This is a genomic window from Streptomyces sp. NPDC034049 (genome assembly GCF_055575575.1).
The window spans coordinates 38,531-64,901 of record NZ_JBVISJ010000004.1; the positions used below are offsets into that span (position 1 = coordinate 38,531).

At 71.0% G+C, this 26,371-nt stretch carries 21 protein-coding genes and 1 pseudogene; 8 read left to right on the forward strand and 14 right to left on the reverse strand.

What is annotated here, in order from left to right:
- Positions 1-517: 517 nt before the first annotated feature.
- The 4 genes from ACZ52C_RS13410 to ACZ52C_RS13425 are packed head-to-tail and all read left to right on the forward strand — an operon-like array spanning position 518 to position 5,354.
- The gene (locus ACZ52C_RS13410) at positions 518-2,032 is read left to right on the forward strand and encodes a type III PLP-dependent enzyme domain-containing protein (RefSeq protein ID WP_469074843.1); all 1,515 of its coding nucleotides are present in this window, start codon (positions 518-520) and stop codon (positions 2,030-2,032) included.
- On the forward strand, positions 2,029-3,348 hold the full coding sequence (locus ACZ52C_RS13415) for a pyridoxal-phosphate dependent enzyme (RefSeq protein WP_469074844.1): 1,320 nt from the start codon (positions 2,029-2,031) through the stop codon (positions 3,346-3,348). The genes ACZ52C_RS13410 and ACZ52C_RS13415 overlap by 4 nt, the downstream gene beginning before the upstream one ends.
- A gap of 1 nt (position 3,349) precedes the next feature.
- On the forward strand, positions 3,350-4,549 hold the full coding sequence (locus ACZ52C_RS13420) for an aminotransferase class V-fold PLP-dependent enzyme (RefSeq protein WP_469075332.1): 1,200 nt from the start codon (positions 3,350-3,352) through the stop codon (positions 4,547-4,549).
- Positions 4,550-4,598: 49 nt separating this feature from the next.
- On the forward strand, positions 4,599-5,354 hold the full coding sequence (locus ACZ52C_RS13425; protein WP_469074845.1) for a class I SAM-dependent methyltransferase: 756 nt from the start codon (positions 4,599-4,601) through the stop codon (positions 5,352-5,354).
- 218 nt (positions 5,355-5,572) lie between these two features.
- On the opposite strand, the gene ACZ52C_RS13430 is transcribed toward ACZ52C_RS13425, so the two are convergent.
- Together ACZ52C_RS13430 and ACZ52C_RS13435 are read right to left on the reverse strand one after the other, a co-directional pair.
- On the reverse strand, positions 5,573-6,508 hold the full coding sequence (locus ACZ52C_RS13430) for an anti-sigma factor RsbA family regulatory protein (protein ID WP_469074846.1): 936 nt from the start codon (positions 6,506-6,508) through the stop codon (positions 5,573-5,575).
- Positions 6,505-6,864: an STAS domain-containing protein gene (locus tag ACZ52C_RS13435; protein WP_469074847.1), complete on the reverse strand. Its 360-nt coding sequence runs from the start codon at positions 6,862-6,864 to the stop codon at positions 6,505-6,507. Before ACZ52C_RS13435 ends, ACZ52C_RS13430 begins: the two co-directional genes overlap by 4 nt.
- A gap of 330 nt (positions 6,865-7,194) precedes the next feature.
- Here ACZ52C_RS13435 and ACZ52C_RS13440 point away from each other — a divergent pair, with 330 nt between their 5' ends.
- Positions 7,195-8,049 (forward strand): RNA polymerase sigma factor SigF, encoded by an 855-nt coding sequence (locus ACZ52C_RS13440; protein ID WP_469074848.1) that lies wholly within the window; start codon positions 7,195-7,197, stop codon positions 8,047-8,049.
- 318 nt (positions 8,050-8,367) lie between these two features.
- Here ACZ52C_RS13440 and ACZ52C_RS13445 read toward each other — a convergent pair whose 3' ends face one another.
- The 5 genes from ACZ52C_RS13445 to ACZ52C_RS13465 all read right to left on the reverse strand — a co-directional run bounded on the left by ACZ52C_RS13445 (position 8,368) and on the right by ACZ52C_RS13465 (position 13,476).
- Positions 8,368-9,468, reverse strand: coding sequence for a PDR/VanB family oxidoreductase (locus tag ACZ52C_RS13445; protein ID WP_469074849.1), 1,101 nt, complete (start codon positions 9,466-9,468; stop codon positions 8,368-8,370).
- 23 nt (positions 9,469-9,491) lie between these two features.
- Entirely contained in the window at positions 9,492-10,403 is a 912-nt protein-coding gene (locus ACZ52C_RS13450) for a metal-dependent hydrolase (protein WP_469074850.1), read from the reverse strand.
- 70 nt (positions 10,404-10,473) lie between these two features.
- Positions 10,474-11,406 (reverse strand): alpha/beta fold hydrolase, encoded by a 933-nt coding sequence (locus ACZ52C_RS13455; protein ID WP_469074851.1) that lies wholly within the window; start codon positions 11,404-11,406, stop codon positions 10,474-10,476.
- Entirely contained in the window at positions 11,403-12,560 is a 1,158-nt protein-coding gene (locus ACZ52C_RS13460; RefSeq protein WP_469074852.1) for an MBL fold metallo-hydrolase, read from the reverse strand. Before ACZ52C_RS13460 ends, ACZ52C_RS13455 begins: the two co-directional genes overlap by 4 nt.
- 4 nt (positions 12,561-12,564) lie before the next feature.
- A complete protein-coding gene (locus tag ACZ52C_RS13465) occupies positions 12,565-13,476 on the reverse strand; it encodes an SDR family oxidoreductase (protein ID WP_469074853.1) in 912 nt (303 codons plus the stop codon).
- A gap of 179 nt (positions 13,477-13,655) precedes the next feature.
- Between ACZ52C_RS13465 and ACZ52C_RS13470 the strand changes: the two genes are divergently transcribed.
- Positions 13,656-14,297, forward strand: a complete 642-nt coding sequence (locus ACZ52C_RS13470; RefSeq protein WP_469074854.1) for a TetR/AcrR family transcriptional regulator — start codon at positions 13,656-13,658, stop codon at positions 14,295-14,297.
- On the opposite strand, the gene ACZ52C_RS13475 is transcribed toward ACZ52C_RS13470, so the two are convergent.
- The 3 genes from ACZ52C_RS13475 to ACZ52C_RS13485 all read right to left on the reverse strand — a co-directional run bounded on the left by ACZ52C_RS13475 (position 14,281) and on the right by ACZ52C_RS13485 (position 17,938).
- Positions 14,281-14,550, reverse strand: coding sequence for a hypothetical protein (locus ACZ52C_RS13475; RefSeq protein ID WP_469074855.1), 270 nt, complete (start codon positions 14,548-14,550; stop codon positions 14,281-14,283). The two genes, ACZ52C_RS13470 and ACZ52C_RS13475, sit on opposite strands and share 17 nt — an antisense overlap.
- Positions 14,551-15,040: 490 nt before the next feature.
- Complete coding sequence (locus ACZ52C_RS13480) at positions 15,041-15,367, reverse strand: ANTAR domain-containing protein (protein WP_469074856.1); 327 nt, start codon at positions 15,365-15,367, stop codon at positions 15,041-15,043.
- Positions 15,368-16,219: 852 nt separating this feature from the next.
- Positions 16,220-17,938, reverse strand: a complete 1,719-nt coding sequence (locus tag ACZ52C_RS13485) for a cellulase family glycosylhydrolase (protein WP_469074857.1) — start codon at positions 17,936-17,938, stop codon at positions 16,220-16,222.
- A 403-nt stretch (positions 17,939-18,341) separates the two neighbouring features.
- Between ACZ52C_RS13485 and ACZ52C_RS13490 the strand changes: the two are divergent.
- Positions 18,342-18,461: pseudogene (locus tag ACZ52C_RS13490) on the forward strand (tyrosine-type recombinase/integrase); the annotation flags it as partial.
- A 141-nt stretch (positions 18,462-18,602) separates the two neighbouring features.
- On the opposite strand, the gene ACZ52C_RS13495 reads toward ACZ52C_RS13490, so the two are convergent.
- Positions 18,603-19,787 (reverse strand): magnesium and cobalt transport protein CorA, encoded by a 1,185-nt coding sequence (locus ACZ52C_RS13495; protein WP_469074858.1) that lies wholly within the window; start codon positions 19,785-19,787, stop codon positions 18,603-18,605.
- A gap of 256 nt (positions 19,788-20,043) precedes the next feature.
- Between ACZ52C_RS13495 and ACZ52C_RS13500 the strand changes: the two genes are divergently transcribed.
- The gene (locus ACZ52C_RS13500) at positions 20,044-21,162 is read left to right on the forward strand and encodes a winged helix DNA-binding domain-containing protein (protein ID WP_469074859.1); all 1,119 of its coding nucleotides are present in this window, start codon (positions 20,044-20,046) and stop codon (positions 21,160-21,162) included.
- Between the two features lie 136 nt (positions 21,163-21,298).
- Here ACZ52C_RS13500 and ACZ52C_RS13505 read toward each other — a convergent pair whose 3' ends face one another.
- The 3 genes from ACZ52C_RS13505 to ACZ52C_RS13515 all read right to left on the reverse strand — a co-directional run bounded on the left by ACZ52C_RS13505 (position 21,299) and on the right by ACZ52C_RS13515 (position 26,364).
- Entirely contained in the window at positions 21,299-22,096 is a 798-nt protein-coding gene (locus ACZ52C_RS13505; protein ID WP_469074860.1) for a S1 family serine peptidase, read from the reverse strand.
- Positions 22,097-22,454: 358 nt separating this feature from the next.
- Complete coding sequence (locus tag ACZ52C_RS13510) at positions 22,455-25,307, reverse strand: AAA family ATPase (protein ID WP_469074861.1); 2,853 nt, start codon at positions 25,305-25,307, stop codon at positions 22,455-22,457.
- A 184-nt stretch (positions 25,308-25,491) separates the two neighbouring features.
- Positions 25,492-26,364: a helix-turn-helix transcriptional regulator gene (locus ACZ52C_RS13515; RefSeq protein ID WP_469074862.1), complete on the reverse strand. Its 873-nt coding sequence runs from the start codon at positions 26,362-26,364 to the stop codon at positions 25,492-25,494.
- Positions 26,365-26,371: the final 7 nt, after the last annotated feature.

Below are 26,371 nucleotides of genomic sequence, written 5' to 3' on the forward strand. Positions count from 1 at the left end.
CCTCCCGGCCTCCCGGCCTCCCGGCCTCCCGGCCTCCCGGCCTCCCGGCCTCCCGGCCTCCCGGCCTCCCGGCCTCCCGGCCTCCCGGCCTCCCGGCCTCCCGGGCATCTCCTTGCCCACCGCCCCCTTACCGGCCCTCCCGACTCGTCCCGCCCCACCGAGACCCATCCCGGCCCACCGCCTCCCTACCGGCCTTTCGGCCCGCCGGGCCTCTTCCTGCCGCCGCCCCTCCCGGCCTCTCCCCGCCCGCCGACCCTGCCCCTGCCGCCCCGCCGCGACCCCTCCCGGCCCGCCGGCCCCACCCAACCCGCCGCCCCCTCCCGCCCCCAGCCCCCCCTCCACCCCGTCCCACCCCGTCCCGCCCCCGACCGTCCCGTTCCAGCCGTCCGGCAGCCGGAAACAGTCGGAAACGGCTCCCCTTCGGCCGTGCCGGGTTGAGAGGGGCCGGTGCTGGTTAGGGTCGTTATGGCTGTTTGCCGACACCGGTACGTACTCCGCGGCGGGAGGAAGCGCTGGTATGAGCGACGACCCGTTGTACCTGGAGCCGCGGCTGGCACCGCCCACAGCGGCGCTCCTGGAGTCGGCTCCCCTCCTCCACACCCTCGTCGACGCGCTCGGCTCACCTCTCAACATCGTCCTGCCGGACCGCATCGCCGACAATCTGCGTCAGTTCCGCGCGGTCTTCGACCGCCACCGCCTCGGCGGGCAGATCTACTTCGCCCACAAGGCCAACCGCTCCAGCTCCCTCGTACGCCGGCTCACCACGACCGACGCCGCCCTGGACGCCGCCTCGCTGCGTGAGCTCCAGCACGCGCTCGGGTCCGGGTTCGCCGGAGACCGGATCATGGCGACGGGCCCCAAGGACCCGGACTTCCTCTGGCTCACCGCGTGCACCGGAGCCGTCCTCAACGTCGACGGCCCCGAGGAACTCCGGCAGGCAGCCGACCTCGTCCGTATCCACGAACTACCGCCCCTGCGCGTGCTGTTGCGCCTCTCCGGATTCGAGGCGGCCGGAGCCAGACGGCTCTCGCGCCGAAGCCGCTTCGGCACCTCGGTGAAATCCCTGCACCTCCTGCTCGACATCCTCGAACGCCACCGGCAGGTCCTGGAGCCGATCGGCGTCGGCTACCACCTCGACACCACCAGCCTCGACGAGAAGGCGGCCGCGCTCGACGGATGCCTCCGGGCCATGGAGGAGTTGCGGATGCGTGGGTTCCAGCCGCGCGCCATCGACGTCGGGGGCGGCTTCGGCATCGACTATCTGGCGCACGCGGCCCAGTGGGAGCGCTACACCACCGAACTCACCGCCGCCGTCATGGGCAGCCGCCCACCCCTGACCTGGGGCGGCCACGGCTACGGCCTACGGGCCGAGAACGGCACCCTCAGGGGCGCGCTGAGCCTCTACCCCGCCCATCGCCCCGTCGCCGGGGCCGCGTACCTCGACGCACTGCTCTCGTACCCCTCGCCGAGCCTGGGGCGCCCCCTGGGTGTCCTGCTGCTGGAGAGCCTGTACGACCTCTACGTCGAGCCCGGCCGCGCCCTGGTCGACCAGTGCGGCCTCACCCTCGGCCGGGTCCTGGAGGTCCGGCCCACGGACACGGGGCCGTACCTGGTGCGCCTCGCGATGAACGCGGGCGACGTCGGCCTGGAGGACCACGGAGTGCTCCTGGACCCCCTGGTCCTGTCCCGAGACCCGACGGGTTCCGGCGACACCCCGACGGGCTCCGGCGACGCCCCCACGGGTTCCGGCCATGAGACGACGGGCGCGGTCGCCGTCCATCTCATGGGCAACCTCTGTCTGGAGGCGGACCTGATCACCCGCCGCACCGTCTTCCTGCCCCGGCTCCCGCACCCCGGCGACCTCCTCGCCTTCGTCAACACGGCCGGTTACTGCATGGACTTCGGCGCCACCCGCGCCCAACAGCAGCCCGTCGCCCGCAAGGTGGCCGTCCACCGGCAGGGCGACCGGTGGCGGTGGTGTCTGGACGAGGAGTACTGGCCGCTCGACCGCACGGGGGGTCCGCAGGGATGAGGTACGACACCATCACCGACGCCATCGGCGACACACCGCTGGTCCGCATCGACCCGGCCGTCCACGGCCTGCGCAACATCGACCTCTACGCCAAGCTGGAGATGCTCAACCCCTTCGGCTCGCTGAAGGACCGGGCCGCGTGGAGCATGACCCGGCAGGACATCGCCGGAGCCAAGGAGCGCGGCGAGACGATCGTCGAGCTGTCCAGCGGCAACACCGCCAAGGCCCTGGCCCTCATCGCCGGACTGCACGGCCTGCCGTTCAAGAGCGTCACCAACCGGATGCGCGTCCCCGAGATCAAGGACCTGCTCCTGCTGCTCGGCGCCGAGATCGAGGAACTCCCCGGCCAGACCGAATGCCTCGACCCGACCGACACCGAGGACCCCCTGACCCTCTTCCACCAGCGCCTGAACCGCCCGGGCGGCGCCCACCTGCACACGGACCAGTACTTCAACGCCCTCAACACCGAGGCCCACGCCACCGGAACGGGCCCGGAGATCATCGCCGACCTGGACGGCCGCGCCCCCGACTGGTTCATCGCCTGTGTGGGCACCGCCGGTTCGTCCACCGGCGTCGCCAGGGCGCTGCGCGCGCACGACCCGGCGGTGCGCGTCGTCGGGCTGGTCGGCCGCAAGGGGGACTTCATCCCCGGCATCCGTACCGTCGACGAGGTGCAGGAGGTCGGCATCTTCGACCCGGCCACCTACGACACGCTGGAGTCGGTGAGCGCCGACGAGGCCATCGACGGCATGCTCACCCTGCTCCGCCGCTGCGGACTGCTCGCCGGCCCGACCGGCGGAGCGGCCTACCACGGCGCTGTCCGTCATCTGGCCGCCGTCGACGCGGAGTTGACGGAGCGGAAGACGGCCGTCTTCATCGTCTGCGACCGGGTGGAGAGCTACCTCGGCTACGTCCGGCAGCGCCGCCCGGACCTGCTGGGCCGCCCCCCGGCGCGCAACGCGCTCGCGGCACCGACCGACAGCGAGATCCGCTCGGCGAAGGTCATCGACGTCGAGGAGGCCCAGAAGTGGATCGCCGAGCAGCGTCCCCTCGTGATCGACCTGCGCGGCCCCTTCGCGTACGCCGCGCTGCACATCGACGGCTCGGTGAACATCGTCGACGAACTCTTCGAGGAACTGGTCCGGGGCGGGCTGCCGTTCGGCAAGCGCCAGCCCGTGCTGCTCGCCTGCCCGGTCGGCGAGAAGTCGGCCCGGTACGCGGCCCTGCTCACCCGGATGGGCCACCCCGATGTGCGCAGCCTGTCCGGCGGCGTCATCGCCTGGCGGGACGCGGGCGCCCCCCTGGTGCGTGACTGAGATGCCCGACCCCGCCAAGGAGCTGGCGGAACTGGCGGCGTGGCAAGGGCCGTTGCGCGCCCAGTTCCCGATCATCGCCGCGCACCCGGACCTGGCCTACCTGGACAGCGCGGCCACCAGCCAGAAACCGCGGCCCGTCCTGGACGCCGTACAGACGTATCTGACCACGACCAACGCCAACGCGGGCCGGGGTTCCTACCCGTGGGCCAACACCACCACGGCGCTGGTGGAGCACACCCGGGAGCAGATCAAGCGGTTCCTGGGGGACCCCGACCCGGAACGCTCGTCGGTCCACTTCACCAGCGGGGCCACGGCCGGGCTGCGGATGATCGCACTGGACTGGCTGCCCGCCTTGCTCACCGACGGGGACGAGATCGTCGTCCCGCACGCCGACCACCAGGCGAACCTGTCGCCGTGGCTGGAGGCCGCCGAGCTGCTGGCCCGACAGGGCGTACGCGTCCACGTCCGGCACCTGCCCTACCAGGCCTCCTCCGGCGACTACGATCCGCGCGCGCTCGCCGCGCTGGTCGGCCCCCGCACCCGCTTCGTGGCCGCCACCCACGTCCACCACGTCCACGGCGTCGACATGAACGTGCACCGGATCCGGCAGGTCGTCGGGCCGGACGTGCCGATCTGTCTGGACGCCGCCCAGAGCGTCGGGCACATGCCGGTCTCGGTGGCCGAACTCGACGTCGACTTCCTGGTGTTCTCCGGCCACAAGACGATGGCCCTGCCCGGCTCCGGCGCGGTCTGGGCGCGCGGCCGGCGCGGACCGGCCCTCCGGCCCGGCGGCTGGAGCGGCACCCCCAACACGGTCGGTGTCGCGGGGCTGGCGGCGGCGCTCGACTGGCTGAGCGCCGCCGGGACGAACCGGATCGAACGCTGGACCGTGGCGCTGACCTCCCTGCTGACCGACGGACTCGCCCGGATGGACGCCTACGAGGTGCTCGGCTGCCGCACGAGCCTCCGCGCCGACACCGAGGTGCAGCGGCGCCGCAGCCTGGTCACCTTCCGGCACCGCGAGATCGGCTCGCAGGACCTCGGGTTCATCCTCTTCAGCCGGGGGTTCATGGTGCGTTCCGACGGCCACTGCCAGGCGGGCCGCGACCCGGAGGACGGCTCGGTACGGGTGAGCCTGCATGTGCACAACACCCCTGAGGAGATCGAAGGACTGCTCACCACCCTCGCCAGTCTGCAATGATTTCCATTAACAGGATGCAGGTTCCGGAGACGGGGGCAGTGCGACAGGCATGGGTCTGAGTACGACGACGGCGGCGCGCTGGGTGGAGCGCTGGGAACGCCAGCAGCAGTTGTACGCGGTCGACCGCGAGGAACGGTTCGAGGTCATCGCGGATCTGGTCGAGCATGTGACACGCGACCGCGCCGTACCGCTCGTCCTCGATCTGGGCAGCGGCCCGGGGTGCCTGGCCGCCCGCCTCGCCGCCCGTCTGCCGACCGCCGACGTGCTCGCGGTCGACGCGGACCCGCTCCTCCTGGAACTGGGCAGCGCGCACTACGGCCCCGCCCTGCGGTACGTCAGAACGGTGATCGGCGAACCCGGCTGGCTCGACGCACTCGCCCTGGAGCGCCCCGTGGACGCGGTGGTGTCGACCACCGCCCTGCACTACCTCGGCACGGAGACCCTGCGGCGCGTCTACCGGGAACTCGCCGGGCTGCTGCGGCCCGGCGGCATCCTGATCAACGGCGACCACATCAGCCCGGACTCCACGAAGGTCTCCGAGCTGGCCCTCGACATCGGCCGCCGCCGCAGCGAACGCACCGCCGTGCCCCTCGTCGAGGACTGGGACTCCTGGTGGGCCGGCGCCGCCGCCGACCCGGAACTCGCCCGCCTCCTCGCACACCGCGCGGACACCGGACGCCCCCACTGCGAGGGCAACGACCTGACCCTCTCCGGCCACGTCACCCTGCTGCGCGACGCGGGATTCGAACACGTCGGCCCGGTCTGGCAGGTGGGCCCCAGCCACGTCCTGGCGGCCCTGCGCTGACCGCGAGCCGACCGCCGGGCAGATGGCCCCCTGGACCACGGCCCCCCAGTCGTTCCGGCGCCGGTGCCGTGACGTGACGGTCGCGCCGAAGAGACACCGAGGACGTACCGAAGACATGCCCCTTCACGGTCGCGATCACCTTCTGCGGCACGCTGTCATGGTTCACAGCGTCCATGGCCAAGACGTACGCCGAGCCGCGCCCGCCCGTTCGGAAGGGGTCAGCGGCTGAGGTAGAAACGGAGGGTGGTGCCTTCGTGGCCGGTGTGGATGCGCACCAGGTCGGCGACGTGGTTGACCAGCAGCAGTCCTCGTCCGCCGGGCCGGTCGGGGGCCTGGGGGCGCCGCCCGGCCAGCGGATCGGTCAGCCGGCCCGCATCGTGCACCTCGCAGACGATCTGCTCGTCCTCGGCCCAGATCCGCAGGGTGCCGCCGCCGGCTCCGTGGATGACGCTGTTGGTGGTCAGCTCCGCCACCGCCAGTTCCAGGTCCTGCAGCTGGCGCCCGTCCAGCCCCAGCCGCTTGCCGCACAGCACGGCGAACTCCCGCACCTCGTGCAGTTCGCCGCTGCCGTGGAACGAGGCCGTCTCGGCCTGTGGCGGTACGGGCAGCGCCTGGTTGTAGCGGGCGACGACCGTCTCCCACTGGTAGGCGGCCGACGTCTTGCCGCCGTCCTCGTCGATGACCAGTGGATGGGTGGCCCAGGCGTCCTCCAGCACCTGCGCGGCGAGGCCGTCGGCGTCGTACGGGCACAGGATCGTCACCGCACGTCCGGTGAACGCCGCGTTGATCAGCGCCTCGTGCTGCACGCACGCCGGATACTCGGTGCTGGTGCGGCCGGGCCAGATCGGCTCACCGATGATCCGCACCCGACCGGTGGTGTGGGCGTCGGCGAACCGGCGGAGAACGTTGGGGATGATCCGCCCGGGGTTGCGGCCGGCCTGGGTCATGTCCACGAAGTGCACCTGCGCGGCCTGCTCGCCCAGACCGTCCCTGATCACTTGCAGGCGTTCCGGCGGAGCGGCCACCGCCACCGGCTCGCCCGCGGCCAGACCCTCCAGCACGAAGGGAACCGTGCCGGCCAGGTACTGCTGCTCACCGCGATAGAACAGCGCCGGATGCACAAACTGATCGTCCTCGGCAACGGTGCGGGTCATGGTGCCACCTCGATCCCGCCCAGACCGGGCCAGAACAGCTCCAGTACGCGTGACAACTGCGGCGGTGGTTGTCGCACCACGATCCGGCGCCCGCCGCGCAGCGACTGCGCAGCCATCGCCAGCTCTGTCACGCCCGCCACGTCGATGAAGATCACTTGGGACATGTCCACATGCACAAGGTCCTCGCCCCACTGCGCGAGCTGACCGAGCGCCTCGCTCCAGATCGGGCGGGTGAGGGCGTTGACTTCCCCGGCCGCACGCACATGGGCACGTCCCGGCAAGAGATGGACCTCCAGCCCGGTCGCGCCGTGTGACGGCGCGTCGGACTGGTTCCCCGCATCGACCGGGACATCCACGCTCTTCCCCTCACCACGCAGCGTCCATCGTGAGCGTCTGCCCAGATCGCAGACGTCGACTCCCCTTATCTATACCAGCCCACCACACAAGCCCCGCACCTCAAGCCCCGCACCTCAAGCCCCGCACCTCAAGCCCCGCACCGGAGCTCGGGCGCGCATCACCGTCTTCTCCGCACCCGCTCGTTGCGGCACGCTAGGTTCTGGTTCGCCCGGACGGACGGCCGACCGTGTGCTGGTCGGCATGATCTGCGGAATGAGGGGTAGGCGCTGCCTCTCGGCGCGCAACCGCGCCAGGGGCCGAGAGCCGGCACAGGGGAAGGGATGAAGCGCATGACGGTGACATCGGTGACCCACTCGGGAGTCGTCGACCAACTCGAGGCTGACCTGCCTGAGGTGGCCGACCCGTTGAGGGTCGCGCCGAACGACGCCCGGTCGCTGTCGAAGCAGTTCTTCCAGCGGCTGTCGCTGCTGGAAGAGGGCACGCCCGAATACCAGTACGCGCGCAACACGCTGATCGAGATGAACACCTCCCTCGTGCGCTACGCGGCCGGCCGCTTCCGCAGCCGCGGACCGCAGGAGATGGAAGACATCGTCCAGGTCGGCACCATCGGTCTCATCAAGGCGATCGACCGGTTCGAGCTGTCACGCGAGGTGGAGTTCACCTCTTTCGCCATTCCCTACATCGTGGGCGAGATCAAACGGTTCTTCCGCGACACCAGCTGGGCCGTGCATGTGCCCCGCCGGCTTCAGGAGGCCCGCGTCCAACTGGCCCGCGCCACCGAGGAACTGCAGTCCCGCCTTGACCGCAGCCCCACGACCGGGGAACTCGCCGCACTGATGAACCTCTCCGAGGAAGAGGTCATCGAGGCCCGCCGCGCCGCCAACGGCTACACCTCCGCCTCCCTGGACGCCACCCTCTCCGGCAGCCAGGACGGCGAGAGCGTCCTGGCCGACTTCATCGGCGCCGACGACACCGCCATCGAACTGGTGGAGGACTTCCACGCCCTCGCCCCCCTGATCGCCGACCTCGACGAACGGTCCCGGCAGATCATCCACTGGCGTTTCGTCGACGAACTCACCCAAGCCCAGATCGGCGAACGCCTCGGCTGCTCCCAGATGCACGTCTCCCGCCTGCTCTCCCGCACCCTGAAACGCCTGCGCGAAGGCATGCTGACCACCGGCTGAAGCCCGTCACCGCAAACCCGCCGATCGGCAGAGAAGTCGATGGACCTTCTCCGCCCGCGCAGCCCGACGCACCGCACGAAGAACCCATGAGCATGACGTTCACCGGGTTCACCACCGCCCCCGCCTTGAATGAGGCGGCCACCCGGTCGCTCTCCGCGTCGAGTTCGCCGTACGCCATCGTGCGGACCGCCGTCCGTCAGGAGTCTGAACCGAGAAGACCGCTCGCGCGCCTTCCGCTGCCCGGGGGCGGCGTCTCCCAGGGCCCGGGCAACGTGGTCCTCGCGGTGACGGCCGCGCCCTGCTCGGGCTCACCGTCGCTCACACCTCCAGCACCAACCGCTCTCCTTCCGGTGCGCGCGAGACGCACGGCAGCATGGCGCCCTCCGCACGTTCGGTCGCCGTGAGCCGGCGGTCACGATGATCGACCTGGCCGTGGGCCACCCGTACCCGACAGGTGCCGCAGAACCCCTGACGGCAGGAGAACGGCATGTCCTGCAGGGCCTCGTGGAGAACGTCCAGGGCGGAGCGGTCGCACGGCACCGGCAGAACCCGTCCGGTCTCGCCCAGCCGCAGTTCGAAGGGACGGCCGTCCGTGATCGGGGGCGGAGCGAAACGCTCGAAGTGCAGGGCTGACGCGCGACTGTCATCGAACGCGCGCCTAACGCCGTCGATCATGGGGGCGGGCCCGCAGCAGTACACCGCACCCGCCGCCGGGCTCAAGCTCAACAGATCGGCTGCTTCGGGCACGCCGGACTCGTCGTCAGGACGGATGCGGACCCGGCCGGGGGCTGCGGCCGCGAGTGCGGCCAGCTCTGCCGCGAAGGGCATCGAGGCGCGGCTGCGGCCGGTGTGCACGAGCCTCCAGTCCAGCCCGCGTCGGGCGGCTTCCCGGGCCATCGGCAGGATCGGGGTGATTCCGATGCCCCCCGCGATGAGCAGGACGCGTGCTTCGGCGGCGAAGGGGAAGGCGTTCCGGGGCGGGGTGAGGGCAACCTGCGCACCCTCTCCGAGGACGTCGTGCACCTCGGCCGAACCGCCTCCGCCGCCTGCGATGCGGCGTACCGCGACGCGGTACCGGTAGCGGTCGGCAGGGTCGCCGCACAGCGAGTACTGCCGCTTGCGGCCGGAGGGCAGGCGCAGTTCGATGTGGGCGCCGGGCTGCCAGGGCGGGAGTACTGCCCCGTCGGGTGCTTCCAGCCGCAGGGAGACGACATCCTCGGCCTCCTGGTGCCTGGCGGCGACCACCAGTTCCCGGATCACGGGCGTCTCGGTGGCCGGCGGGCGCCCAGGAGGAGTGCCGCGCCGCGCGAGGCGCGTGACCGCGTGGTCGCTGAAAGCCGCCAGCCTCTGCATGAAGGAGTCGCCGTGCGGTCTGCCGTACAGGTCCGGCGGCCGGGTGACGGGTGTGCTGATGTCCATGGGGTGCCTCACTGGTCGCCGGCTCAACGGGCTGCCGCTCGGGCGGCGGGGGACGCCGCCAGGTAGGCGACCGCCTGCTGGGTCGAGCCCTCCTGGGTCGGGTGGTAGCTAGGGCGGAAGTAGCGCAGCACCGAGCGGGTGAACTCGCCCGGCGGGGGCAACAAGTCCTTGCGGACCGCGGCCAGGTAGTCGCGGAAGCGGACCTTGACCCGGTCGTCGAGTTCGGGGTCGGCGGCCATCAGGAAGCGGACTCCGCGGATCCACAGCCGGGTCAGCACCGGAGCGGTGACGAGCATGCCGACCACTCGGCGCCGGTACCGGGGATCGAGGTGCACCAGCAGGTCGAACGCGACCGAACGGTGTTCGACCTCCTCCGCGCCGTGCCAGCGGAACAGATCGAGCATGGCGGGGTCCGCACCGGCCTGGTCCAGGCGTTCGTTGCTGAGAATCCAGTGACCCATGTACGCGGTGAAGTGCTCGAAGGCCGCTATGAGGGCGAGCCGTTGGAGCAGGTGCGCGTGTGCGGCGGCCGGCGTCAGCTCCGGCCGGTCCCCGAGCACCCTTCGGAAGATCCATTCGGACTGCAGGGTGTACGGAGCCGGATCAAGACCCTTGGTGAACAGGTGCTCCAGGACCTCCTGGTGCGCCTCGGCGTGCATCGCCTCCTGGCCGATGAAGCCACGTACGTCCTCGCGCAGCCGGTCGTCGGTGATCAGCGGCAGTGCCTGCTCGAAGGTGCGCACGAACCAGCGTTCGAGTTCGGGGAGCATGAGGTGGAGCACATCGATGGTGTGGGTGGCGAAGGGCTCACCCGGCAGCCAGTGCAGCGGGGTGGTGCTCCAGTCGAAGGTGACGTCCCGGGGTTGCAGCACCAGGTCGTGGTGGTCGACGGGCTCGGACCCACTCTTCTGGTGGGCACGTGCGGCTCGGAACACGGCAGGTTCCTCCTCGTCAGCGATCGAAGTAGGGGAAGGCAGTCGTCCAGTACTGCCGCCTGTTGGTCGGTCAGTTCGGGTGCGCAGTGCGGTCCGGACCGCACTGCGCACCGTCTTCGACGCGGTCGGCGAATTCCGCGATCCGGGACGCGACCTCATCGGGGTGGCTGAGTTGTACCCAGTGCCCGGCGTCGATCGGGTGCCGTCGTATCTGGCGCGTCCAGCGCTCCACTCCGTACGACAGCACCGGGGTGACGCAGAAGTCGCTTGTGGGGATGATGAGTTGGACCGGGACGGTGGTCGGTCGGTCCCGGGGACGCAGCAGGCGGGGCAGCATGTTGGCGCGGTAGAGCGCGGTGCCGGACACGGCGTCGCGGACCAGCGTCGGCGCGGGGTAGGAGGTGTGCCCGGGCATGCCCTGGGAGCCGGTGAGGAAGGCGCGCCAGCGGTGTCCCAGTGCTCTCCAGGTCAGGGCGGGCAGGAGGGGGAGGTGGAAGAAGGTGACGTACCAGGACCGTACGCCCTGCCCCAGCATCTTCGGCAGATCCGGATGCCGCGGCCGGACGCGGGCACGGATCAGGTGGCCGACGTGGTCCAGGCAGGGGCCGGAGATGGAGGTGAACGAGGCGATCCGCCCGGCCAGGCGGGTGCCGGTGACCGACTCCCAGGAGTGGATCGATCCCCAGTCGTGTCCGACCAGGTGCACCGGGCGGTCGGGGCTCACCGCGTCGAGAACCGCCTCCAGGTCGGCTTCCAGACGGGACATCCGGTAGGCGCGCAGCCCCCTGGGCCGGTGGGAGGCACCGGCTCCCCGCACGTCGAAGGCGGTGACGTGGAAGCGGTCGGCCAGGCGCTCGGCGACGGGGTGCCACACGACGCTGGTGTCCGGGTAGCCGTGGACCAGCACCACCGGAGGAGCCGTGGGCGCTCCCCATTGGTAGGCGGCCAACTCCACGCCGTCGGCGCCGTCCACGACGATGCGGCGGGCGGCCGGGCCGGTCACCGGCCACCACTGGCTGCGGACCGGCCACCACTGGCTGCGGTCAACTCGCCGTAGTTCAGACCGCCGTGGAAGAAGCTGGGCACCACCGGCCAGTGCCGCTTGAAGCGCGCCAGCTCGGAGGAGGGCAGGATCTGCAACCAGCGTGGATCGCGCCGGCTGGGGTCGGCGAGGGTCTTCTCCTTGACCATGGAGTCGTACTGGTCGAGAGAGTCCTCCAGGGTGTTGGCGTTGGGCACCACCTCATGGCCGTAGAACGCCGCGTGGCGGCGCACCCCCGGGATGCGGGAGAGCTCGGGCTGCCAGTTGTCGGCCGAGATGCCGTTCTCGGAGGAGACCCACACCCCGTCGGGGGTGTTCAGCACCAGGGAGTGGTTGCCGTCCGTATGGCCGGGGGTCCACAGCAGGCTGACGCCGACGCCGAGTTCCACATCGCCGTCGAAGGCGGTGACGCGCTCGGGCGGTACGCCGTCCATGCCTCCGTCGACGTACCAGGCCCACTGCATCGGATGCGTCGATTCGAACGTGCCCAGTTCCCTGCGGTGCACCAGCAAGCTGGCGCGCGGGAACAGCGCTTCGCGGGGCGTCCGTTCGCCGGGAATGGTGCTGGTGCTTCCCATGATCATGCGCACGTCCTGGACGTGCAGGTGGTCGAAGCTGACGAAGTCCACGTCCTCGGGTCGCAGACCGCAGGAGGGCAGGACGGTGTCCGGGTCCTGGTAGTAGCGGGTGAAGACGTGCTCGGTGAGGAAGTCCCCCGCCAGCCGCTTGAGTTGGGCGTAGAACGGGGCCTGCGCCGATCCGGCGGCGACGGTCGGCTCCCACACCAGTGTTTTCAACTCACCGTCGAAGCCGTCGAACTGCACGACGAGCATCCGGTTGACGATGCTCACGAACGGGTTGACGGCGAGCGCGGCGCCGTGGAAGCCGAACCGTGTGGGGTAGGGGGCGGCGGCGATGTCGAAACTGCGGACGGCGTGGATGCGGCCCTGCTGGACGAACCGCTCACGGTAGGCGGTCGCGGCGTTGCGCACGGCGTGCAGCCGGTCACCGCGGGGCCATACGTCGTGGACACCTTCGAATTCGGGGATGGGACGCGGAGCGGCGGCGTCCTGGGCCTTCTCCGCGCCGGGCGCCGGCGTGGGCGTGGTGGTCACGGGCTCAACTTTCGGTCTGGCGGGCGGTCCGGGTGCGCTGCTCGTAGGCCGCGCGGACCGACCGGTCGGAAAGGGCGGCGAGCTGGTCGGGGACAAGGAGGTGATGCAGGGCGTCGCGGGCACGGCCCGGCAGCAGCGCGGCCAACCGGGTCAGGGCGGCTATCTGGCGTGGCACGAAGACCTCGAACCGCGGGCGCAGCACGACGTCGAGCACCGCGTCGGCCACCTGATCCGTCGTCAGGCGCGGGGTGCGGCCGGACGCGGTGCCCACGGCCAGCTCGGTCTCCACGACGCCGGGCATCACCAGGGACACCTGCACGCCGGTGCCGCGCAGTTCGGCGCGGACGGCGGTGCTGTAGCCGTGGACGGCGTGCTTCGTCGCCGCGTAGGTCGCCTCGCCGGCCGGGGCGACCTTGCTGGCGGCGGAGGCGATGTTCACGACGTGGCCGCGACCGCGTTTCCGCATCCGCGGGATCACGAGCTTCATCCCCCGCAGTACGCCGTGGACGTTGACGTCGAACTGGCGCAGGGCGGCTTCCTCCGGTTCCTCCGCGAAGGGGCCCACCCACATGATTCCGGCGTTGTTGATCAGTACGTCGATCGGCCCGAGCCGGCTCTCGACGGTGCGCAGGAAGGTTTCGAAGGAAGGGGTGTCGGTGACGTCGAGAGACAGCCCGAGTACCCGGCCGCCGGGATGCGCGTCGATGGCGCCGGCCGTCTCGACGGCAAGCTCCGCGTCGAGATCGCCGATCGCCACGACGGCTCCGGCCGCGGCGAGCCGGGCTGCGACGGCCCGCCCGATTCCGCGCCCCGCCCCGGTGACCGCGATCACCTTGCCGGTCAGCGGCTGGGTGCGGGGGAGCCTGTCGCGGTCTCTACGGCTGGATGTGTACGGGTCTTCGGGCGGTGCTGCCACGGTCGAGCCCCTTTCTTGCCCTGAGCATGAGCGGAACGCCGAACGCCGAACGCCGAACGCCGAACGCCGAGCGGGAAGCGGCCCCACGCACGTCTGACACGTCGCCATGTCAGATAAACTGACAAGCTAGAGTGTCAGTTCGGAGCACACCGGTGTCAACACCTCTGCGAAGGGGAGAAATGGCCGGCACACAGACCGCCGGGCGGCGCTACGGCGGACGCGACGCGGCGCAACGACAGCAGGAGCGCCGCACCCGCCTCATCCAGGCGGGCCTCGACCTGTTCGGCACGGCCGGATACGCCTCGGTCTCCGTCAAGCAGGTGTGCTCGCACGCCGGGCTGACCGAGCGCTACTTCTACGAGTCGTTCCGCGACCGCGAAGACCTGCTCGCCGGGGTCTACAACGAGCTGGTCGCCACGATCACCGCCGACACCGCGCAGGCCGCGGCCGCTGCCGCCCCCGATGTCGACGCCCAGTTGCGTGCCGGCCTCGACGTGTTCATCCGCGCACTGGCCGGTGACGCCCGTATTGCCCGCCTGGTGCTCATCGAGGTCGTCGGCGCCAGCCCTCGTCTCGAAGTACGGCGCCGTGAGGTCCTGCACGAGTTCGCCGCGATGGTCGCCGGCGTAGTCGGACCGCTCCCCGGCCCGGAAGCGTCCTCCAGCCGGCTCACCATGACCGCGATGAGTCTGGTCGGCGGAGTCAACGAACTCCTCGTGGACTGGACGCTCGGCCACCAGGACGCCACCGTCGAAGAACTGATCGACCTGTGCCACACCCTCTACACAGCGGCCTACCGGGCCGTCAGCGATCAGCCCTGATCACACAGGCCCGGATTCCTTCAGGAGCTACAGGGCTACAGGCCGCCGAGTGCGCCGGGCCGGTGAGCAGAAGGCGGGGCTGCCGTCCGGTGTAGGAGAAGTCGGCGGGCTCCTCGCGGACGGCGGCGCCATGGCCTTCGAGGCCGGCGTCGGCCACCTTCTCCGGCTCTGTCGAGCCACTCCAGCCCGTGTACCCGGCGTCCGCGCCCCACGCCTTGGCCCACTCGGGGTCGTGCCCACCGGCGCGACGCATCGGCCAGGTCTCCGCTGAGGTGATCGTGCCGCGGACAGCGGGAGGCCGGGGTCGGCGGCGCCGTTTCGACTCGTTCGTCGTCGGTGAGGTCGCCGACGGTGTGATCCTCCGGCGTGCCCAGAGGTCTTCGAGCTGGCGGCGCAGGGCGTGGCTGGCGGTGGTGGGCTCGACGGTGGTGGGCTCGACCAGGACGGAGCGTTCGTCGCTGGTGGAGGGGGCGCGGTGGGGCGTCTCGTTCGATCAGGCAAGAGGGGGTGAAGGTCTTCCGCGCGGCCTCCACCCGGCTCGCGCTGGATCAGTTGCGCAGCCCCCGCAGCATCACCTCCAGGTAGCGGCGCCGGGACTCCGTGCGCTCCTGCTGGCTGTCGGCGCGGACGAGGGTGATGGAGGGGCCGGTCGGTCGCGCCTCGAGGGGTGGTGCCGAGGAAGGCGGCCAGGGCGCCCCAGGCCGGCTCCGAGGCGCTGGGTGCTCCAGTGGTGAGGTGGCAACCTACGTCCTGCGCGCGAGCGCGGCGCGCAGTTCGGTCAGGACGGTGTCCGGCAGGTCCGCGCCCTGTGCATGCTTGACGATCTGCTCAGCGATGGAGGACAGCTTGGTGTTGGTGTGCTGGGAGACCTCACGCAACACGGTGAAACCATCCTCGGGCGTGATCTTCCCTACGAGGAGAAGGACCCCGATGGCCTGATCCACGGCCGCGTGGGAGGTGACGGCCCGCCGTAGCTGTTCCTTCTCGATGCGCAACTGCTCGACCTCGTGCACGAGGCCGTCACTACGGGGAGGCGTGTCGGGTCCTTGCCCGGAGACGGAGGAGGCCATGCGTATCACCGGATCTTTCGCGGGGCCGTGGACACCTCACGTCTGCCCGGCCCTGCGTTCAGTATCCGCCCCCTGCGGGGAGCGTGCAGAGCATGGCGGAAACGCGCCGAGCTCCCCGGGCTGACCCGGAGAGCGCGACGGGGGGCTCACTGCCTAACCCCGCACCAGCCGAGTAGCCCAGGAGCGGGATGTCATGCGGCCTTGCCATGCTGCGGGGAGGCCCTGCGCACCTTGCCGCCCGACCTGTGCTCTGCGGCAGGGGGGCCGTTGCTGTGCACCAGACGAAGCTGGCGGCGTCGGGCGTGGCGGGCCTTCGGCGGCCTGGCCCACAGCCGGTCCTCCATTCGGTCCATGGCGCACAACAGCAAACCCAGAGCGGGCAACAGCAACACGGCGACGGCGATCACTCGATTCCCTCTCTCCTGTTCCTCGCCGGGTTCCCTCCGAGCCCCTCTTGGTAGCCGACCTCTGTGAAGGTTTGGTGACCATCGGTGCTGGGCGGTGCGCAATCGCCTCTTGGTGGTCCTGACCTTTCCTACGTGCGATTCGACGTCTGGGTGTCCATGTACTCGCGGATCGTTCTGAACCGCTTGTCGACGGACTCATGCACGTATGCGTAGCGGTCGTCGTATCGGCTCCCCTCGTGGAAGAACCCGCTTCCCTGGGCTTCGACAACCACCCAGGGTTCATCCGCGACGAGATGTCCGATCTCCCACTGGGGCCCGATCTCGTCAAAAAGCGCACGCTCTCTCGGAGAACCCTCAGCATGGTCTCCAGTGTCATCAGTGGGCCGGCGCGGTGCCGGTCAGACGTGCGTGAGAGCGCCCGTCCACATTCCTGAGAGAGCCGTTTTCAGGCGGAGGTGCCCGTGACCGCGGTGCCGGACCTGGTCAGCGTGTACGTAACGATCGCCCCGCTCCAGAAGTGGAAGGTGAGGGTCACGGGGGTGCCGTCGGTGACCTCGTCGAAGAACGCGGTCGGCAAGGTGATCGTGTCTGCGGTGTAGTCCAGGGTGAAAGCCACATTGAACTGCTTGTATGTCGTCCAGGACTGCGGACCGGCGGGGGTGCCGTCGGCGTAGACGGCTTCCATGGTCGCTAGCTTGTCTCCGTTGAACGCGGTGGGTATCACCAGCGAGGTCGTCGTACCCGTCGCGCTCGTCAGGACCGGCTTGTCATAGGTGATGACGTTGATGGCCCAGGGAATTCCGTCCGTGAACCGGAGGGACAGAACGGCATTCGTGCCGTGCTCCTGCGACGCGGTCAGCCGACGGAGGGTCGCCGCTGCGATCGTCAGGGTGCTGCCGCTGACGGTGTAGTCCACGCCCCGGATCAGGGGGCTGGTCCCGACATCGACCCTCATCAGCCTGGTGCCGTTGAGGTTCAGCGTGATCGTCGCGTCCGTCGGGGTCTTGCCCTTGGGCACGAAGAGCTGATCGGTGGACGCGGTGCCGGAGCGCCCGGTCCAGCTGGAACGTATCTGCGCATAGAGGCTCGGGTCGTTCCATTGCATGGTGCGGCGGTTGAAGCGACTGCCGTTGTCCCACAGCATCGTGGTCAAGCCCCGGTGGCGCGCGTAGTAGCCGAGATACTCGAGGTACTTGAGCGTCTCCCCCTGTTCGACCGTGCCGGGGCCGGAGTCCCAGCCGAGCAGCCCGTACTCACCGACGACGACCGGGATCCCCTTGGCCACGAAGGAGCTGTGCAGCAGGTCGAACGTGTTGGTCAGGTCCTGCTGGGTGGCCGCGTTGAAGGTCGTGTAGCCGGCGAGGTTAACGCTGAAGGGCCAGAAGCTGTAGTAGTGGATCGAGGCCACGACATTCGGGTCGTCGAGCGCGGCGAAGGTGGCGAGCAGGGTGTCGATCTTGGCCTGATCGGGAGTGTCCCCCAGGGTCGGCATGACAAGCAGCCGGTCGGCATTGTTCCCGCCGGCCGCACGCACGACGGAGTGGAAGGTCGTGTTGAGCTCGTTCATCAGAACGGCGTTCTGCTCGTCGCCGGAACTGCCGGTGAAGAAGGGCTCGTTGATGCTCTCGAAAAGCAGACGGCGCGGCTCGTCCCGGAAGGCGGCGGCGATCTGCTTCCAGGTGGCCGTGTACTGGGCCAGGACCGCGTCATGCTGGGTCGGCATGTTCGGTACCCATTGCCACGCGTCGCCGTGCATGTTGATCAGAACGTGAAAACCATCGGCCAGGGCCCAGTCGACCACCTGCTTGAGCCTGGCCAGGAACACCGGGTCGAGCGTGTAGGTCGGGGCCGGGCCCTCGTGCTGGCCCCAGGTGACCGGGATCCGGATGCTTTTGAAGCCCTGCGCCTTGAGCCTGCGGAAGAACGCCTGGGTCACCCGCGGGTTGCCCCACGCCGTCTCGTCGGCGCCGATGGCCTCGAAGGTGTTGCCCAGATTCCAGCCGGGCTGCATCTTCGCGACGACGTCCAGGGCGGACGCCGACGCGGCGGAACCAGTGGACCGGGCAGCGGCCTGGGCGGCCGTCGAGGTGGACAACGTCGCGACGGCGAGGGCCGCGGAGGTCGTCATGACCTGGCGGCGAGTGAAACCGGCTGAACTCGGCATAGAACTCTCCATTGAGTCGAAAAGCCTGCCCTGTGTCGAAGACATCCATTGTCGAAGCGCTTCGAAAGGTTGGGGGATCCTAGCGCAACCTGGAGATGGAGTGAACGGGCTGATCCGCGTGGACTCTGCATCGGGTTTCGAAGAGTCGCGCGTCGAAGCGCTTCCCTCAGTAGGGCGTCAGGTGCGGTGTCACGCAAGCTCGTCGGGGTTCCCTGCTCATCTGCTGTCGATGCCGACCGGACCGGCGGTCACCCAGCGGATCTCACGCCTCCTCCGCACCGGGCCCGCAGCAACGGACCGGAAAGTCGCCCTGTACGTCTGGCGGCACCGGCGCCAGGGACCGCCAAGCTTGCGGGAACGCACCGCCCGCTACGGCAAGGGATCTCGGTACCGCGTCGCCGGCATCCCCGGCGTTCGGGACAGGTCGTCCGACACGCTGGAAGACGCCAAGGCGTGGTTGCGCAGGTCGACCACTGACAGCGAACGTGGTGAGTTCGTCGACCCCCGTGACGGCTCCATCACGCACTACTCACTGTGATAGCGCACGCTTCCAGGTGCTGCCGCAGCAGCAGGCTCTCGGGAGGGCCACGCCCACGGTCGAGGGAGGTGGCCGACTGTGATCAGGGCTCGCACTCCTCGGAGCAGCGGCTCTCACCCTGATTACTCAGAGCCAGTCCCGCCGCTTGAAGATGACGTACAGACTGGTGCATACGATCCCCATCAGGGCGATCGCGAAGGGGTATCCGTACACCCAGTGCAACTCCGGCATGTGTGTGAAGTTCATGCCGTAGATCGTCCCCACCAGCGTCGGGGCGAAGAGGATCGCCGCCCAGGACGAGATCTTCTTGATCTCCTCGTTCTGTTCGAAGCCCGCCTCCGCCAGGGCGCGCATCTCCGCGTTCTGTTGCTGGGTGACGAGGGTGGCGTTGACCGTGAGGATCTCCGTGAGGGCCTGGCGGAAGCCGTCGACGCGTTCGCTGGTGTGGGTGACGTGGTCGGCCACGTCACGGAGGTAGCGCTGGAGTTCCTCGTCCGTCTCGTACTTGGTGAAGCCGGCCATCAGGCCGTGGAGCATCCCGACAAGGGGGCGCGTGGCGCGCTGGAACTCGACCATCTCGCGCGAGAGTTCGTAGATGCGGCGGGAGACCTTCGGGTCGCCCCGGAAGACCTCCGTCTCGATCTCGTCGACGTCGTTCTGCACACCGGCGACGACGGGCGCGTACCCGTCGACCACCGCGTCGAGGATGGCGTACAGGACCGCCTCGGGGCCCAGTTTCAGCAGTTCCGGCGTCTCCTCCATCCGGCGCCGCACCGCCGAGAGGTCGGGCGCCGCCCCGTGCCGGACCGTGATCACGAAGTCCGGACCCACGAAGACGTGCAGCTCCCCGAAGTCGACCTCCTCCTGTGCGTCGAGGTAGCGCGCGGCGCGCAGGACGACGAAGAGGGTGTCGCCGTAACGCTCCAGCTTGGGGCGTTGATGTGCCTCCATCGCGTCCTCGACCGCCAGTGGGTGCAGGTCGAACTCGGCCGCCAGGGACAGGAGTTCGGCCTCCGTCGGGCGGGCCAGCCCGATCCACGCCATGCCGGCCGGGGCCTCGCGGAGTTCACGGAACGTGTCCGCGAGCGTGGCCGGGGAGGAGACACGCACCCCGTCCTGGTACACGGCCGCCTCCACCACACTGGCCACGCGCTCGGCCGCGTTCGACGGCGCCGGGTCCTGGTCCGCGCTCGTCGGCCCGGCGGACGGTGGTGTCGAAGGGGGCAGCGCACGGCGCCAGACGGACTTCCGGCCGCCCTTGGGAGCGGGGCCGGTGTTCTTCGCGGGTGGGCGGGCGCGTCGATCGGCCATCGCGGATGCCTCCCGAGGTGCGCGGACTCGTACGACTGTGATCACCGAGCAGGATACGGGGCAGGGTTCCCTCGCCCACGCGGCAGGATATACGGGGCAAACGCCGCGGCGGCGATGCGATGTGCGGCAGGGCCGAACAGGGCCGACTCCCGCGACCTCGGCACCCCCGGCGCCCGATACCGGCGCCCGTCACCGAATCCCGCCCCACCCCCGTCGAGGACGGAAGTTGTCCGCAACGCCCGCTAGCGTGCACAGCATGACGAACAATGCCTCCCGGACCGCCGCTCCCCGGCTCGGCACCCTCGCTCTCAATCGTGCGACCCTGGCTCGTCAACTCCTGTTGGGACGGGCGGAGTTGTCCGCCCACGACGCCGTCGAGCACCTCCTCGGTCTCCAGGCGCAGAACGTGCAGCCGCCCTACTACGCGCTCGCGGCCCGGCTGGAGGGGTTCGCGCCCGAGCAGTTGTCCGTGCTGATGGCCGATCGTCGGGCCGTGCGCATCGTCAGCATGCGGTCCACGATCCACACGCACACCGCCGCGGACTGCCTCACCCTGCGGCCGTTGGTGCAGCCGGCCCGGGAGCGGGAGCTGAACCTGTTCCGCAAGGGGCTGGTCGGCGTCGATCTCGACCGTCTGGAGGCCATCTCCCGCGAACTCGTGGAGGCCGAGCCCCGCACGCTGAAGCAGTTGCGTGAGGCCCTGGCCGTGGAGTGGCCCGACGCCGACCCGTTCGCCCTCGGTCTCGCCGCGCGCTGCCGGCTGCCGCTGGTCCAGGTCACCCCGCGCGGCCTGTGGGGGAGGAGCGGGCAGGTCGCCCTGACCACCGCCGAGCACTGGCTCGGCCGGCCCGCCGAAGAGGCCCCGGCACCCGAGACGGTGGTCCGGCGCTATCTCGGCGCCTTCGGGCCCGCCTCCGTGAAGGACATGCAGACCTGGGCCGGACTGACTCGCCTGCGCGAGGCGTTCGAGCGGCTGCGCCCGGAGCTGGTCACCTTCCGGGACGAGCGCGGCGCCGAACTCTTCGACCTCCCGGACGCGCCCCGCCCCGACCCCGAGACCCCGGCGCCGCCCCGGCTGCTCCCCGAGTTCGACAATCTGCTCCTCTCCCACGCCGACCGTTCCCGGGTGGTCCCGCCCGACCTCAAGGGCCGTTCCTGGCAGGGGAACCAGGCCTACCGCACCTTCCTCGTCGACGGATTCCTGGCCGGCATCTGGAAGCTCGACGCCGACGTCGTGACCCTCGAACCCTTCGGGCGCCTCACCGCTCGGCAGCGGACGGAGCTGGTGGAGGAAGCGGGCCGTCTGCTCCGCACTCTGCACGGCGGCGACTCGTTCGACATCCGCTTCGGCACGGTGGCGGCCACCGGCCGGTGACCGTCGTGACCGCCCGCGCCGTGACGCCGTCACACAGTGGAGAGGGGGCGCCCCGAACCGCTCGTGGCAGGTTCGCGGCGCCCCCTGGTATCACCTGAGGATGTGCCTCAGGAGTCCGTGGGCCGGCTTCTCCCCGTCAGGAGTTGACCTGCGCGGCCACCGTGTTGGAGAAGGTCGTCAGCCGGGTGTAGATACCGGGGTACTGCGCGTCGGCGCAGCCGTAACCCCAGGAAACTATGCCTGCCAGGACGCCCCCGATCATCAGGGGACCGCCGCTGTCGCCCTGGCAGGTGTCGACGCCGCCGGAGGCGAATCCGGCGCAAACCATGGAGCTGGCCACGAACTCGGAGCCGTAGGAGCTGGAGCTGCCGCAGACCGAGTCGGCCACGACCGGCACGGTCGCGGTGCGCAGCTGGTTGGAGGAGGAACCGCCCGAGGAGGTGGTGCCCCAGCCGATGATGCGGGCGGTGGTGCCGGCCGCGTAGACGCCCGTCTGGGAGGCGCTGACATAGGGCGCCGTGGTGTACGGCTGCGCGACGGCGAGCGTCAGCACGGCCACGTCGCTGGTCATGGTGGAGCTGTTGTAGCTCGGGTGGATCCAGATCTTGCTGAGGGTGCTGACGGTGCCGTTCGTGCCGTTGAGGTAGGTGCGGCCACCGACGACGCGGGTGTTGGAGGTCGTTCTGCCGACCATGCAGTGAGCGGCGGTGATCACCTTGGTGGGCGACACCAGGGTGCCGCCGCAGAACTGGCTCTGCGAGGCGTTCGTGATCTGCATGACGTACGGGTACGCGCTCGCGGTGGTGGTGGTGCCACCCACGATGGGCTGGGGAGCGGCGACGGCGCCGGGCGCGGTCAGCAGGGCGCCGGCGGCGGCGACCGCGGTGGCAGCGGCGGCGACCATCGACTTCTTGGCGCGGTTGAACCCGAACATGGTTCTCCTCATGGGGGGTTGCCGGTGGGGGACGCGCGGGTGGGGGGAGTGCACGGAGCCGGCGGTGCCGCCCCCGCTCGGGGGAGCCGAGCGGGGGCGGCGGGCCGGTCCGTGTGCCTGGCGTGCGGCACGGCACAAAAACTAAGAGCGGGAGTGATCCCCTCCCAAGGGGGGATCCCCCTAAGGGAGTTGGGGAGGGAAAACCCTCGATGACCCGGGCCGGGGTTTGAGCCTAGGCTGGAGCCGCAAGGTCGCCGCCCGCACGGATGCCCCCGACACGTGGCAGACGAGGAGCGGACGGGAATGCGACGACAGGGCCCGGGTCCCGGGAGGGGCTCGTCAGCCGGTCCCGGGGAGGTCAGTTCGTACGGTGTCCCGCCGCCAGACGCACGATGTCCACACGCGACCGGATGCCCAGCTTCCGGTAGACGCGCGTGAGGGTCGCCTCGACCGTCTTCACGCTGATGTACAGCCGACCGGCGATCTCCCGGTTGGTCGCGCCCTCCATGACCAGCTCCGCGACCTGTCGTTCGGTCGCCGCGAGCACGGCGAGGGCGTCCAGCGCCGACGGGGCGATCGCGGGCTGCGGCGGGGGCGCCGGGGCGACGGAGGCCTCCTCCACCTGGCGCAGCCACGGCAGGGCGCGGCACCGGCGGAACAGCCGGGACGCCTCGTCGTACGCGCCCGGCGCGGGCGTCCCCCCTGGCCGGGCGGGACCGAGGCTCTGCGGGACGGTACGCAGCCCCGCCAGGGCGTACGCGGCCCGCGCCTCCTCCAGGCCGTAGCCCAGCTTGGCGAGCCGGTCCTGAGCCGACGTCAACTGTCGTACGGCGGCGTCCTGTTCACCCCGAGCCGCCCGCACCAGGGCCTCGGCGCGGTCGAGGACGGCGAGCACGCTCTCCCGGCCCAGCCGCAGCGCCTGCTGCCGGGTGACGTCGACGACGTCCTGCGCCTCCGCCAACTCGCCCACCCGCACCAGGGCTTCGGCGAGGTCGCCGTGCCATCGGCCGCGGGCCGGGTCGTTGATCCCGAGCCCGTCTTCCAACTCCCGTACGCGACGCAGGGACTGGACCGTCCCCGACGCGTCCCCGGCCACCAGCTGGGCGTGCCCGAGGGCGCCCAGCGCGCGGGAGAGGTACATCAGGTCGCCGTCCTGCTCCGCGCGGTCGGCGGCCTCGCGGGCGAGTGCCCGGGCCCTTTCGACGTCCCCTCCGGCGGCCTCCGCGAGCGAGGTGAGCATGGCGGACGCGCCCTCGCCGATGCCGGAGTCCCGGGCGAGGACGTAGCCCTCGCGGGCGAGGTCGAGGGCCCGGCCGCAGTGCCCGGAGCGCAGCTCGGTCTCGGCGAGGAAGCGCACGTAGTGCACCTCGCTCTCGACCATGCCGCGCCGGCGCACCTCCCGCAGCAGCGAGGTGATCGTGGCACGGGCCTCGCCGAGCTGGTCGCTCATCATCAGCCAGCGGAAGCGGGTCGCGCCCGCCCCGTTGTGGTGACAGGCGAGCTGCGGGTCCTGGGGCTCCTTCAGCGCGCGTTTGATCGTCATCGGGGCGTCGGGGTGGCCCATCAGGATCTCGGCCTGCGCCTGGAAGGCGAGCGCGAGGAGTTCGGTGCGCCGGTCCTCGGCGCGTCCGGCGAGTTCCGCCGCGCGCGCGGCCTCCTGGCGGCTCAGCGCGAAGTCGCCCTCCAGGACCAGTGCCCGCCAGGCCAGCTGGTAGCGGACCAGCCCGAGCAGTCGCGGGTCGTCCCCCGCGTCGGCGAGGACCTGTGGGTAGACGGCGTCGACCTCGGCGAGGGACTGCCCGGCCGCGTCGATCACCACCATCCAGGCCCGGACCCGCTCGGCGGGCTCGGTGGCCCGGCTCAGCACCTCACGGGCGATGTCCCGGGCCAGGTCGTTCTCCCCGGCGGTCAGCGCGTCCTCGGCCGCCTGCAACCGCCGCTCGTCAGGACCGGGGGCCGCGTCCGCCGGGGTGTGCCGGGCCGAGAGCAGCCCCAGTTCGGCGGCGACCGAGGGCGCGCCGCGGTCCCGGGCCACGGCGGCGGCCTCGCCGAGCCGTGCGGCGACCTGCGGATCGGTGCCCTGGGTGGCCAGCGCCAGGTGCCGGGCGCGCTCGATGGGGTCGACGGCGGCGGTGGACAGCGCGGCGTGGGCGTCCCGCCGTTCCTGCGCGGTGGCCTCGGCGTACAGCGCGGCCGAGACCAGGGGGTGGGCGAACCGCACGCCGGGCCCCTCCCGCTCCGGCGCGAGCAGACCCAGCTCGACGGCCTGCGCGGTCTCCGCCTCGGCGTTCTCCCGCCCGGCGGCGCGCAGCAGTGCCACCGTGGGCCGGGCACCGGCGCTGGCGACCAGCAGGGTGCGGCGGGCCTCGGCGGAGAGCATGTCGAGCCGGTTGAGGACCAGGGTCCGCAGCGAGGTCGGCACGGGCAGCGGCTCGCCCGGCCGCGGCGGGGTCGAGCTGTCGGCGAGGGCGCGGCCCAGCTCCAGCGCGAACAGCGGGTTGCCGCCGCTGGTGCGGTGGATGTCCCGCACGGTCGAGCGGGGCAGCCCGGTGTAGCCGCGGTTCTCCAGCAGCTCGGCGACGTGCGCGCGGGACAGCGGGGCGACCCGGAGGGCGAGGGTGTCCGGCGGGGACGCGCGTAGATACCTGTCCTGCTCGTGACCGTGGGGGTCCGTCGAGGTGCGTACGGCGCACAGCATCCGCACCGGCATCTCGCCGAGCCGTCGCGCGGCGAACCCGAGCAGCTCCACACTGGCCGGATCCAGCCACTGCAGGTCGTCGGCGACGATCAGCACCGGGCCCTTGGCGGCCAGCGCGCGCAGCGTCGACAGCACGGCCAGCCGCAGGGCCAGCCCGTCACGCTGGAGCGTGGACTCGCCACGGCCGGTGAGCGCGGATTCCAGGGCGGTGCGCTGCGGCGCCGGCAGCTGGTCGGACACCTCGTCCAAGACGAGACCGAGCAGGTCGGTCAGGGCGAGGAACGGCAGATGGGACTCGGACTCGGTGGCCGAACAGCGCAGCACCGTGCGTGCCGATTCGTCGTATTCGGCGGCCAGGGCGCGCAGGACGGTCGATTTCCCGATGCCGGCGGAACCGTGCACGAGCACGCTGCCGCCCCGCGACAGCTGTTCGCGTGCCCCCGCGAACAGCTCCTCCCTGCCTATGACCAGGTCGGGGCGGGGTCTCCCAGGCTCCTTGAACTCCCGTCGCACGGGCCACCGCTCCCCTCGAGTGTCGTGTCCGGGCCAATATTAGGCGTCCGGTCTTTGAATTTCGGAACGCGGCCCGGTGTGGGAAATAACAGGAAGGGTACGGCATAGGGAATTTCACATGCGCGTTACATGAATGTCCCCCGGCAAACGCGACCGAGCCAGGCGGGGCCGGGACCGCAACCCGCTACGGCAACAGCCCCGCCCGCCGAGCCGCCACCACCGCCTCCCACCGGCCGTGCGCCCCGAGCTTGCGCATGATCGAACGCAGATACGCCTTCACCGTCTCGGGGCGCAGCCCCAGCCGGTCCGCGGTGACCCGGTTGCTCGCCCCCGTCGCGACCGAGGCCAGCACATCCGTCTCACGCGGCGTGAGGGTGACCCGGGGCACACCCTCCGGCGCGGCGCTCTTCCCGCCGGTCACCCCGGCCAGCCGCCCGCACACCCGCAGCAGCTCCGCCCGCAGCTCCGGATCGTCGACGCGTGGAGCGAGCGCGCGCAGCGCCCCGTGCGCCCCCCGGACCTCCTCCCACGCCTTGGCCGAATCCTTCTCGGGCGGCACGGTCGCCGCCAGCAGGGTCCGCACCTCGTCGCGCACCACCAGCGCCTGCTCCAGGTCCCGCGCCGCCTCCAGCGCCGCCCCGACCGTGCGCTCGCCCAGCGGCTGGGCCGTGCGCAGGGCGCCGTACAGCACCCCGCGCACCTGACGCCGTACGACCACGGGGACCGCGAGAACGGAGCGGATGCCCTCGGCGGCGACCGCGGCGTCGTACTCGTGGCTGATCCGGCGCGACACCGAGTAGTCGGTCACCCCGCACGGGCGGGCGAGGGCCACCGCCTTGCCGCCCAGGCCGTTCCCGGAGTGCACGGCGAGACCTTGGAGCGAGATCGTCCGGTTGCCCTGGAGTTCGCTGATGCGCAGGTGCCCGGAGCCGGGCTCGACCAGCCCCGCGAAGGCGAGCGGCAGGCCGGTGGCCTGTCGCAGCCGGTGCAGCGCGCCGCGCATGTCCGCCGGGCCCGACAGGGCCGTCCCGACGGAATCCGAGGGATCCGGTGCCACGAACTCG

Excerpts from the sequence above, each read along its gene's own strand:
- ACZ52C_RS13410 (WP_469074843.1), top strand. The coding sequence starts at position 518 with ATGAGCGACGACCCGTTGTACCTGGAGCCGCGGCTGGCACCGCCCACA.
- ACZ52C_RS13415 (WP_469074844.1), top strand. The coding sequence starts at position 2,029 with ATGAGGTACGACACCATCACCGACGCCATCGGCGACACACCGCTGGTC.
- ACZ52C_RS13420 (WP_469075332.1), top strand. The coding sequence starts at position 3,350 with ATGCCCGACCCCGCCAAGGAGCTGGCGGAACTGGCGGCGTGGCAAGGG.
- ACZ52C_RS13425 (WP_469074845.1), top strand. The coding sequence starts at position 4,599 with ATGGGTCTGAGTACGACGACGGCGGCGCGCTGGGTGGAGCGCTGGGAA.
- ACZ52C_RS13430 (WP_469074846.1), bottom strand. The coding sequence starts at position 6,508 with ATGACCCGCACCGTTGCCGAGGACGATCAGTTTGTGCATCCGGCGCTG.
- ACZ52C_RS13440 (WP_469074848.1), top strand. The coding sequence starts at position 7,195 with ATGACGGTGACATCGGTGACCCACTCGGGAGTCGTCGACCAACTCGAG.
- ACZ52C_RS13445 (WP_469074849.1), bottom strand. The coding sequence starts at position 9,468 with ATGGACATCAGCACACCCGTCACCCGGCCGCCGGACCTGTACGGCAGA.
- ACZ52C_RS13470 (WP_469074854.1), top strand. The coding sequence starts at position 13,656 with ATGGCCGGCACACAGACCGCCGGGCGGCGCTACGGCGGACGCGACGCG.
- ACZ52C_RS13475 (WP_469074855.1), bottom strand. The coding sequence starts at position 14,550 with ATGCGTCGCGCCGGTGGGCACGACCCCGAGTGGGCCAAGGCGTGGGGC.
- ACZ52C_RS13480 (WP_469074856.1), bottom strand. The coding sequence starts at position 15,367 with ATGGCCTCCTCCGTCTCCGGGCAAGGACCCGACACGCCTCCCCGTAGT.
- ACZ52C_RS13485 (WP_469074857.1), bottom strand. The coding sequence starts at position 17,938 with ATGCCGAGTTCAGCCGGTTTCACTCGCCGCCAGGTCATGACGACCTCC.
- ACZ52C_RS13495 (WP_469074858.1), bottom strand. The coding sequence starts at position 19,787 with ATGGCCGATCGACGCGCCCGCCCACCCGCGAAGAACACCGGCCCCGCT.
- ACZ52C_RS13500 (WP_469074859.1), top strand. The coding sequence starts at position 20,044 with ATGACGAACAATGCCTCCCGGACCGCCGCTCCCCGGCTCGGCACCCTC.
- ACZ52C_RS13505 (WP_469074860.1), bottom strand. The coding sequence starts at position 22,096 with ATGTTCGGGTTCAACCGCGCCAAGAAGTCGATGGTCGCCGCCGCTGCC.